The 9,922-nt window shown below is 68.9% G+C and carries 9 protein-coding genes (1 of these 9 only partly in view); all 9 read left to right on the top strand.

Translation table 11 applies throughout. The features are described from left to right. Tightly spaced (at most 31 nt apart), the 9 genes in view from ilvD to leuB form a layout consistent with a single transcriptional unit that may run on beyond the window. A protein-coding gene (ilvD, locus tag ACLBV5_RS09220; RefSeq protein WP_447605474.1) for a dihydroxy-acid dehydratase crosses the window boundary here: on the top strand, nucleotides 1–1,563 show its 3' portion. It extends 192 nt beyond the left edge of the window; the window shows 1,563 of its 1,755 coding nt (coding positions 193–1,755); its start codon lies off the left edge, out of view; the stop codon is at nucleotides 1,561–1,563. Nucleotides 1,564–1,566: 3 nt separating this feature from the next. Further along, entirely contained in the window at nucleotides 1,567–2,580 is a 1,014-nt protein-coding gene (gene ilvC, locus ACLBV5_RS09215; RefSeq protein WP_447605473.1) for a ketol-acid reductoisomerase, read from the top strand. Nucleotides 2,581–2,611: 31 nt separating this feature from the next. Beyond that, nucleotides 2,612–4,318 (top strand): acetolactate synthase 2 catalytic subunit, encoded by a 1,707-nt coding sequence (gene ilvG, locus ACLBV5_RS09210; protein WP_447605472.1) that lies wholly within the window; start codon nucleotides 2,612–2,614, stop codon nucleotides 4,316–4,318. 2 nt (nucleotides 4,319–4,320) lie between these two features. Then, on the top strand, nucleotides 4,321–4,572 hold the full coding sequence (locus ACLBV5_RS09205; protein ID WP_447605471.1) for an ACT domain-containing protein: 252 nt from the start codon (nucleotides 4,321–4,323) through the stop codon (nucleotides 4,570–4,572). Beyond that, complete coding sequence (locus ACLBV5_RS09200; protein ID WP_447605470.1) at nucleotides 4,572–5,810, top strand: 2-isopropylmalate synthase; 1,239 nt, start codon at nucleotides 4,572–4,574, stop codon at nucleotides 5,808–5,810. The genes ACLBV5_RS09205 and ACLBV5_RS09200 overlap by 1 nt, the downstream gene beginning before the upstream one ends. Next, nucleotides 5,794–6,756: a branched-chain amino acid transaminase gene (locus tag ACLBV5_RS09195; protein WP_447605469.1), complete on the top strand. Its 963-nt coding sequence runs from the start codon at nucleotides 5,794–5,796 to the stop codon at nucleotides 6,754–6,756. Before ACLBV5_RS09200 ends, ACLBV5_RS09195 begins: the two co-directional genes overlap by 17 nt. Then, nucleotides 6,753–8,165, top strand: coding sequence for a 3-isopropylmalate dehydratase large subunit (leuC, locus tag ACLBV5_RS09190; protein WP_447605468.1), 1,413 nt, complete (start codon nucleotides 6,753–6,755; stop codon nucleotides 8,163–8,165). The genes ACLBV5_RS09195 and leuC overlap by 4 nt, the downstream gene beginning before the upstream one ends. Continuing rightward, on the top strand, nucleotides 8,158–8,760 hold the full coding sequence (gene leuD / locus ACLBV5_RS09185; RefSeq protein WP_447605467.1) for a 3-isopropylmalate dehydratase small subunit: 603 nt from the start codon (nucleotides 8,158–8,160) through the stop codon (nucleotides 8,758–8,760). Before leuC ends, leuD begins: the two co-directional genes overlap by 8 nt. Further along, a complete protein-coding gene (gene leuB / locus ACLBV5_RS09180; RefSeq protein WP_447605466.1) occupies nucleotides 8,760–9,875 on the top strand; it encodes a 3-isopropylmalate dehydrogenase in 1,116 nt (371 codons plus the stop codon). Before leuD ends, leuB begins: the two co-directional genes overlap by 1 nt. Nucleotides 9,876–9,922 lie beyond the last annotated feature (47 nt).

Genomic DNA, 9,922 nt, shown 5'->3' with positions numbered 1-9,922 from the left:
CTGGCCAAGGACGTGCGCGCCGGGATCATCGCGGCGGGCGGCTATCCGGTCGATTTCAACACCATCGTCGTCACCGACGGCATCTCCATGGGCACGGCGGGGATGAAGGCCTCGCTGATCAGTCGCGAAGTCGTCGCTGATTCCATCGAACTGGCCATCGAGGGGCACCAGCTGGACGGCGTTGTCTGCATCGTCGGCTGCGACAAGACCATCCCGGCGGCGGCCATGGCCCTGGCGCGGATGGATATCCCCGGCCTGGTCTATTACGGCGGTACCATCCTGCCCGGCCGGATCGGCGAGAAGGAGGTCTCGGTCCAGGAGGTGTTCGAGGCCATCGGCGCCCACGGCGCCGGCGCCCTGTCCGACGAGGGCCTGAAGGCGGTCGAGAGCGCGGTCTGCCCCGGCGCCGGCGCCTGCGGCGGCCAGTTCACCGCCAACACCATGGCCATGGCCCTGTCGATGATGGGCATCAGCCCCATGGGCGCCAACGACGTACCCGCCGTCGATCCTGGCAAGGGCGCCGAAGGCGAGCGCTGCGGCCGCCTGATCGTCGAGCGCGTCTTCGCCGGCGACACCGCCCGCAAGTACATCACCCGCGCCAGCCTGAAGAACGCCGCTGTCGCGGTCTCGGCCTCGGGCGGATCGACCAACGCCGTCATGCATCTGACCGCCATCGCCGCCGAGGCCGGCGTCGACTTCGGCATCGAGGACTGCCACCAGGCCTGCGTCGAGGCTCCGGTCATCTGCGACCTGAAGCCCGGCGGACGCTTCCTGGCCTCGCACCTGTTCGCGGCGGGCGGCACGCGCCTGGTTGCCCAGCGCCTGGCCGAGGCGGGCAAGATCGTCAACACCCCGACCGTCACCGGCCGCAGCCTGTTCGCCGAGGCCGCCGAGGCCGAAGAGACGCCCGGCCAGCAGGTCGTCACCAGCATGGACGCCCCCGTCATGGCGCGCGGCTCCTACGCCGTAATCTATGGCGACGTGGCCCCCGAGGGCGCGGTCATCAAGCTGACCGGCCACAAGGTCGACCGCTTTGAAGGTCCCGCCGCCGTCTTCGACTGCGAGGAAGACGCCTTCCATGCGGTTCAGGACGGATCGGTCGGCGAAGGCGACGTCATCATCATCCGCTACGAAGGCCCCAAGGGCGGTCCCGGCATGCGCGAGATGCTGCAAGTCACCGCCGCCCTGAAGGGCCGCAAGATCGAGAACGTCGCCCTGCTGACCGACGGTCGCTTCTCGGGCGCCTCCTACGGCTTCGTCGCCGGCCACGTCTCGCCCGAAGCGGCGGCGGGCGGCCCGATTGCCCTCATTCGCGATGGCGATCCGATCGTCATCGACGTCACCAACCGAAGGATCGACGTGCTCGTCGATCTGGAGGCGCGCCGGGCGGACTTCGCCCCCAACCGGGTCCGTCCGGCGCAAGGCGTTTTCGCGAAATACCGCGCCGCCGTCGCCTCCGCCTCGCAAGGGGCCGTGACCATCCCCAATCCGCCGCCGGCCCAAACGCCTGCGACCTATTCCAACGCCCCAATCCCAAAAGACAAGATCTCTGAGGACGCCTGAATCATGGCCATCACCATCTACACCAACGACGACATCAAGCCGGGCGCAATCGCCGGCCAACGCATCGCCGTCATCGGCTATGGCTCGCAGGGCCGCGCCCACGCCCAGAACCTGAAGGATTCGGGCCACGACGTGATCGTCGGCGTTCGCCACGGCGGCACGGGCTGGAAGCGCGCGACCGAAGACGGCCTGGCCACGGCCGAGCCCGCCGAGGCGGTTCGCGGCGCCGACATCATCGCCATCCTGACGCCCGACATGATCCAGAACGAGATCTATCGCGACGTCATCGAGCCGAACGCCAAGCCCGGCTCGGCCCTGCTGTTCGCACACGGCTTCTCGATCATCTACGACCGCATCACGCCGCGCGACGACATGGACGTCATTCTGGTGGCGCCCAAGGGGCCGGGCGATCTGGTCCGTCGCGAGTTCGCGCGCGGCCGGGGCGTCCCCTCGCTGTTCGCCATCGAGAAGGACGCGACCGGCAAGGCGCGCGATCGCGCCATGGGCTACGCCAAGGGCATCGGCGGCGCGACCGGCGGCCTGCTGGAAACCTCCTTCCGCGAAGAGACCGAGACCGACCTGTTCGGCGAACAGGCCGTCCTGTGCGGCGGCGCCAAGGAACTGGTCATGTCGGGCTTCAACACCCTGGTCGAGGCCGGCTACCAGCCCGAAATCGCCTATTTCGAATGCCTGCACGAGTTGAAGCTGATCGTGGACCTGTTCTACGAAGGCGGCATCTCGAAGATGCACCACTTCATCTCGGAAACGGCCAAATGGGGCGCCGTGGCTTCGGGTCCGCGCGTCATCACCGACGAAACCCGCGCCCGCATGAAGACCGTGCTGGACGAGATCCAGAGCGGCCAGTTCGCACGCGAATGGATCGCCGAGAATGAGGCGGGCAAGCCGAAATACGAGGCCCTGCTGACCGAGGACCGCTCCAGCCAGATCGAACAGGTCGGCGCCCGTCTGCGCGACCGCATGGCCTGGCTGCAGACGGCCAAACAGGCCGCCGCCTGACCCTCTGCATATATAAAGAGAGACTGACCCGATGAGCGCCGCCGCGCCCGCCCTGAAAACACCCCCCGCCCCGGCCGTCATGACCGGCGCGCGCCTGCTCGTCTCCAGCCTGGAGCGGATGGGCGTAGAGGTGGTGTTCGGCTACCCCGGCGGCGCCATCATGCCGATCTACGACGCCCTGACCGGCTCGTCGTTGAAGCACATACTGGTGCGCCACGAACAGGCCGCCGCCTTCGCCGCCGACGCCTATGCGCGCCTGAGCGGCCGGGTCGGCGTCTGCATGGCGACCTCCGGCCCCGGCGCCACCAATCTGATCACCGGCATCGCCAACGCCATGATGGATTCGGCGCCGATGGTCTGCATCACCGGCAACGTCCCCCAGGGGGTCATGGGCACCGACGCCTTTCAGGAGATCGACATCCTGGGCGTCACCCTGCCGATCGTGAAGCACTCCATCCTGGTCCGTGACGCCGCCGAGATCCCGGCCGCCATCGAACAGGCCTTCCACATCGCCGCCTCGGGTCGCCCCGGCCCGGTGTTGGTCGACCTGCCCAAGGATGTCCAGTTCGCCACTGCGACCGCCCCGTTCGGCTTCAACATTCCCAATGAAACGACGCAGGCCGACGCCGACGCCATCGCCGAGGCCGAGCGCTTCATCCGCGCCGCCGAACGCCCGCTGATCTACATCGGCGGCGGGGTGAAGATCGGCCGCGCGACCGAGGCCCTGCGCGCCTTCGCCGCGACCACCGGCATTCCCGCCGTCGCCACCCTGAACGCCCTGGGCACGGTGCCGACCGACGCCCCCGGTTTTCTGGGCATGCTGGGGATGCATGGGACGCGCGCGGCCAATGAGGCGGTTCAGGCCTCCGACCTGCTGATCGTCATGGGTGCCCGTTTCGACGACCGCGCCACCGGCAAGCTGGCCGAGTTCGCGCCGCACGCCCGCGTCGTCCACTTCGACGTCGACGTCTCCGAGATCGGCAAGCTGCGCGAGACCCACGTCGCCGTCGGCGGCGAGATCCGCCCGGCCATCGAGGCCCTGACGGCGCGCATGAACACGGCGCCGCTGGCCATCGACCCGTGGGTCATCCGCTGCGCCTCGGCGGCCGAGCGCCACGCCGCCCGCTATGACGCGCCGGGCGAAGGCGTCTACGCCCCGGCTCTGCTGAAGCAGTTGTCGGAAATGGCCGGCGACCGCTTCGTCGCCGCCTGCGACGTCGGCCAGCATCAGATGTGGGCCGCCCAGCACTGCCGCTTCGCCCGGCCCGAGGCCCACATCACCTCGGGCGGTCTGGGGGCCATGGGCTTCGGCCTGCCCGCCGGTCTGGGCGCCCAGATGGCCGACCCCGATGCGGTCGTCGTCACCATCGCCGGCGACGGCGGCTTCATGATGAACATCCAGGAGCTGGCCACCCTGCGCCGCTACGGCGTGCCGCTGAAGATCGTCCTGTTGGACAACTCCTCGCTGGGTCTGGTGCGCCAGTGGCAGGAGCTGTTCTTCGAAGAGAACTATTCCGAGATCGACCTGTCCGACAATCCGGACTTCGTGAAGGTGGCCGAGGCCTTCGGCGTCGAGGCCTTCCGCATCGACCGCCGCGATCAGGTCGAGGCCGGTCTGGCCCGCCTGCTGGCCGCCGAAGGCGCATGTTTGGCCCACGTCGTCATCGACCCCAAGGAAAACGTCTGGCCGCTGGTCCCGCCGGGCAAGAGCAACGCTGAAATGATGGAAGGCGCATGAGCATGAGCGACACCATTCACATCCAGATCGACCGGGCCGACGGCTCGCTTCAGCGTCTCATCGGCCTGGTGGAGCGCCGCGGCTTCCACATCGACGGCATCAACATGGCGGATGAAGGCGCGATGCGCCGCATCGCCCTGACCGTGCGCGGGCGCGACGCCGCCCGCTCCATCGACACCCTGGGCCGCCAGATCGACCGCCTGATCGGCGTCGCGCGCATCCAGGCCCACACCTTCCAGTCCGAGGCCGCGTAATGTCCCGAGTAGACCGAGTATCCAGAACCGCCGAGATCGCGGCCGATCCCAACCGGGTCATCATCTTCGACACCACCCTGCGCGACGGCGAACAGGCGCCGGGCTTCTCCATGTCGGCCGAAGCCAAGCTGAAGATGGCTCATGTCCTGAAGGATCTGGGCGTCGACGTGATCGAGGCCGGCTTCGCCGCCGCCTCGCCGGGCGACGAGGAATGCATCCGCCGCGTGGCGGGCGAGGTCGAGGGGCCGGTCTTCGCCTCCCTGTCGCGCGCCAACGAGAAGGACATCGACGCCTCCTTCCGCGCCTTGGCCCCGGCGCCGAAGTCGCACCGCCGCTGCCACGTCTTCCTGGCCACCAGCCCGATCCACCGCTCGGCCAAGCTGCGCATGAGCACCAACGAGGTGCTGGCCACCATCTCGCGCACGGTGGAGTACGCCGCCTCCATGTTCGACGACGTGGAGTTCTCGGCCGAGGACGCCTTCCGCACCGAGCCGGAGTTCCTGGCCGAGGCCTTGATGGCCGCCGCCGACGCAGGCGCCCAGACGCTGAACGTGCCCGACACCGTCGGCTACGCCACGCCCGAGGAATCGCGCCAGCGCTTCGCCTATCTGGACGGGATCATCCGCCCGCGTCACGCCGACATCATTTTCTCGTCCCATGCCCACAACGACCTGGGCCTGGCGGTCGCCAACTCCCTGGCCGCCGTCGAAGGCGGCGCCCGTCAGATCGAAGGCGCCATCAACGGCATCGGGGAACGCGCCGGCAACGCCTCCATCGAGGAGGTCATCATGGCCCTGCGCACCCGCGCCGACCGCTATGGCGTGACCGTCGCCGCCGAGAGCCGCCATCTGGTCCGCTCTTCCGAGACCCTGCGCGAAGTGACCGAGAGCGTCATCGCCCGCAACAAGGCCATCGTCGGCCTGAACGCCTTCGCCCACGAAGCTGGCATCCACCAGCACGGCATGATGGCCGACAGCCGCACCTATGAGATCATGCGCCCCGAGGACGTCGGGTTCGAGGGCAGCTATTTCGTACTGGGCAAACACTCGGGCCGCCATGCCGTCGGCAAGCGCGCCGAGGCTCTGGGCCACGCCCTGGAAGGCCAGCGTCTGGCCGAGGTCTTCGCCGGCTTCAAGCGCCGCGCCGACGAGATCGGCGAGATCAACGACGCCGAACTGACCGCCATCATCGCCGCCACCGCCCCCCAACAGGACAAGACCTATGCAGCCGCTGGCTAAGAACATCTGGATCAACGGCGAACTGACGGCGTGGGAGAACGCCACCGTCCACGTGATGAGCCACGCCCTGCATTACGGCACCTCGGTGTTCGAGGGCATCCGCGTCTATGACACGCCGAACGGCCCGTGCGGCTTCCGCCTGACCGACCATGTGCGCCGCCTGTTCGACAGCGCGCGCATCTACCACTTCCCCATGCCCTACACCGAGGACGAGCTGGTCCAGGCCTGCAAGGACGTGGTGCGCGCCGAGGGCCTGCGTTCGGCCTATCTGCGCCCCCTGGCCTTCCTGGGCGAGTGCGGCATGGGCGTCAGCCCCTCGGCCGAGACGATACGCAGCGATGTGATAATCTCGGCCTTCGCCTGGGGCGCCTATCTGGGCGAAGAGGCGCTGGAGAAGGGCGTCGACGCCTGCATCTCCAGCTGGAACCGCGTGGCGCCGAACACCGTCCCGGCGGGCGCCAAGGCGGGCGGCAACTATCTGTCCTCCTATCTGATCGGGCGCGAGGCCCGCGTGCGCGGCTTCGGCGAAGGCATCGCCCTGGGCGCCGACGGCCTGCTGTCCGAAGGCGCGGGCGAGAACCTGTTCATCGTCAAGGACGGGGTGCTGATGACGCCGCCCGCCGCCGCCTCCATCCTTCAGGGCATCACCCGCGACAGCGTCATGAAGCTGGCGCGCGGCCTGGGCTATGAGGCGCGCGAACAGGTGCTGCCGCGCGAAGCCCTCTATGTCGCCGACGAAGTCTTCATGACCGGCACCGCCGCCGAGATCACCCCTGTCCGCTCCATCGACGGCATCATGACCCGCGCTGGCGGCCCCGGCCCGGTGACCAAGGCGGTGAACAAGGCTTTCCGCGGCCTGTTCGACGGCACGACGCCCGACCGCTTCGGCTGGCTGGAGCCCATCGGCGATGGCGGCGGCCGCCCCGACCAAGGAGCGCGTGCATGAGCCAGCCTAAGACGATGTACGAGAAGGTGTGGGACCGGCACATCGTCGTGCCGGAAACCGCCGAGACTCCGGGCGTCATGTATGTGGACCTGCACCTGGTCCACGAAGTCACCTCGCCTCAGGCCTTTTCCGAAATCGAGGCGCGCGGGCTGAAGGTCCGCCGCCCCGACCGCACCTTCGCCACCCTGGATCATTCGACCCCCACCCTGCCCGCCGGGTCGGACGGTCAGCTGCCCTATGTCACCGAACAGGCGCGCAGACAGGTCGAGACGCTGGAGGTCAACTGCGCCCGCCACGGGATCGAACTGGCGGGCTGGGGCTCGGACCAGCGCGGCGTGGTCCACGTCATGGGGCCGGAACTGGGCCTGACCCAGCCGGGCATGACGGTCGTCTGCGGTGACAGCCACACCGCCACCCACGGGGCCTTCGGGGCGCTGGCCTTCGGCATCGGCACCTCGGAAGTCGGTCACGTGCTGGCGACCCAGTGCCTGCTGCAGCGCAAGGCCAAATCCATGCGGGTGACGATCGACGGGCGTTTACGTCCCGGCGTGTCCGGCAAGGACATGGCCCTGGCCGTCATCGCCGCCATCGGCTTTGGCGGCGGCACCGGTTACGTCATCGAATACGCAGGCGAGGCCGTGCGCGCGCTGGACATGGAAGGTCGCATGACCCTGTGCAACATGTCCATCGAGGCGGGCGCCCGCGCCGGCATGATCGCGCCGGACCAGACCACCGTCGACTGGCTGCGCGGCCGTCGCCAGGTCCCCGCTGATTACGAAGCCGCCGCCGCCGGCTGGCTGGGTCTGGCCTCCGACCCCGGCGCGGTCTTCGACAAGGAGGTCGTGCTGGACGGCGCCGCCATCCGCCCGATGGCCACCTGGGGCACCACCCCCGACGCGGGCGCCCCCGTCGGCGCGCCCGTGCCGCAGCCGCGCTCGGCCTCGGACCAGAAGGCCATCGACTACATGGGCTTCACCGCCGGAGAGGCGACCACCGGCCACAAGGTCGACGTCGTCTTCATCGGCAGTTGCACCAACGGCCGCCTGCCCGACCTGCGCGCCGCCGCCGATATCCTGCGCGGCCGCAAGATCCAGCCGGGCGTGCGGATGCTGGTCGTCCCCGGCTCGGAGTCCGTCCGCCGCGACGCCGAGGCGGAAGGCCTGGACCGGGTCTTCACCGAGGCGGGCGCCGAATGGCGCATCCCCGGCTGCTCCATGTGCATCGCCATGAACGGAGATTTCGTCGCGCCCGGCCAACTGGCCGTCTCGACCTCCAACCGCAATTTCGAGGGCCGTCAGGGCAAGGGCGCCCGCACCATCCTGGCTAGCCCCGCCACCGCCGCCGCCAGCGCCGTGGCCGGAGTGCTGACCGACCCGCGCGTCTATCTGGAGGCCCCCATCCATGCCTGAGGCTTTCAAAGTTCTGACGTCGAAAACCCTGATCCTGAGTCAAGCCAATATCGACACCGACCAGATCATCCCCGCGCGCTTCCTGACGACCACGACGCGCGAAGGCCTGGGCGCCCAGGCCTTCTATGACTGGCGCTATGAGGCCGACGGGTCGCCCAAGCCGGAATCGGTGCTGAACCGCATCGACCCGACCGAGCACCGCATTTTGCTGGCGGGGCCGAACTTCGCCTGCGGCTCTTCTCGCGAGCACGCGCCCTGGGCCCTGCTCGACTACGGCTTCCGGGCGGTGATTTCGACCGAGATCGCCGACATCTTCACCTCCAACGCCCTGAAGAACGGCTTTCTGCCCATCGTCGTCGATCAGGCCGTCTGGGACGATCTGGCCGCCCACCCGGAGCAGCCGGTGACGATTGATCTGGACGCCAATGAGATCCGGCGCGGCAACGCCCCGGCCGTGCCGTTCAGGGTCGAGTCGTTCGCCCGCCAGTGCCTGCTGGACGGCGTCGACGCCCTCGGCTGGCTTCAGTCGAAACTGCCTTACGTCGCCTCTTACGAACGCCTGCGCCAAGACACCTATCGGCCGGAGACCGCCTGATGACCGCCCATGAAACGCCCGCCGCCCGCACCTTCAACATCGTCGTCCTGCCCGGCGACGGCGTCGGCCCCGAGGTGGCCCTGGCCGCCCAGCGCGTGCTGACCTGCATCGGCGACATCTACGGCCATCGGTTCGACTTCACCGAACATCTGATCGGCGGCGCCGCCATCGACGCGGTCGGCGAGTCCCTGCCGGAAGAGACGAAGGCCGCCTGCATCGCCTCGGACGCCGTGCTGCTGGGCGCCGTCGGCGGGCCCAAGTGGGACGGCGCCCCGGTGCGCCCCGAACAAGGTCTGCTGGCCATCCGCAAGGCGATGGGCCTGTACGCCAACCTGCGCCCGCTGCAGGTCTCGCCGGTGCTGGCCCACCGCTCGCCGCTGAAGGAGGAGATCGTCGAGGGCGTCGATCTGATCGTCTTCCGCGAACTGACCAGCGGCGTCTATTTCGGCGAGCGCACCCGGACTGAAACCTCGGCCTCGGACCTGTGCGTCTATACGGTCGAGGAGATCGAGCGCGTCGCCCGCGCCGCCTTCCAGGCTGCCGAACAGCGCCGCGGCAAAGTCACCTCGGTCGACAAGGCCAACGTCATGGAGACCAGCCGCCTGTGGCGCGAGGTCGTCACCCGCATCCATGCCGAGGAATATCCGCAGATCACCCTGGAGCACGCCCTGGTCGACTCCATGGCCATGCACCTGATCCGCAAGCCGCGCGAGTATGACGTCATCCTGACCGAGAACATGTTCGGCGACATCCTGTCGGACGAGATTTCGGTGCTGGGCGGCTCGATCGGCCTGCTGCCCTCGGCGTCGCTGGGCGCCAATGGACCCGGCCTGTTCGAACCGATCCATGGCTCGGCGCCGGACATCGCCGGACAGGACCTGGCCAATCCCGTCGGCATGGTGCTGTCGGCCGCCATGATGCTGCGCCACAGCTTCCAGCTGGAGGATGAGGCCGATTCCATCGAGGCGGCGGTCGCGGCCGTCCTGGCCTCGGGCGCCGTCACCGCCGATCTGGGCGGGGCGCTGGGCACGGTCTCGGCCACCCGCGCCATCGTCGACGCCATCCGGGCCATCCACTGGGCGGCGGCGCGTCATGTGCCGATGCACTGGGCCTGACGGTCTAGAACGTTTGAACCACGAGAGGCGGGCGTCAGCCCGCCTCT

The organism is Brevundimonas sp. M1A4_2e (assembly GCF_053345555.1).
This window is presented reverse-complemented; position numbering and strand designations above follow the sequence as displayed.

Coding starts and splice junctions, on each gene's coding strand:
- ilvC (WP_447605473.1), top strand. CDS start 1,567: ATGGCCATCACCATCTACACCAACGACGACATCAAGCCGGGCGCAATC.
- ilvG (WP_447605472.1), top strand. CDS start 2,612: ATGAGCGCCGCCGCGCCCGCCCTGAAAACACCCCCCGCCCCGGCCGTC.
- ACLBV5_RS09205 (WP_447605471.1), top strand. CDS start 4,321: ATGAGCGACACCATTCACATCCAGATCGACCGGGCCGACGGCTCGCTT.
- ACLBV5_RS09200 (WP_447605470.1), top strand. CDS start 4,572: ATGTCCCGAGTAGACCGAGTATCCAGAACCGCCGAGATCGCGGCCGAT.
- ACLBV5_RS09195 (WP_447605469.1), top strand. CDS start 5,794: ATGCAGCCGCTGGCTAAGAACATCTGGATCAACGGCGAACTGACGGCG.
- leuC (WP_447605468.1), top strand. CDS start 6,753: ATGAGCCAGCCTAAGACGATGTACGAGAAGGTGTGGGACCGGCACATC.
- leuD (WP_447605467.1), top strand. CDS start 8,158: ATGCCTGAGGCTTTCAAAGTTCTGACGTCGAAAACCCTGATCCTGAGT.
- leuB (WP_447605466.1), top strand. CDS start 8,760: ATGACCGCCCATGAAACGCCCGCCGCCCGCACCTTCAACATCGTCGTC.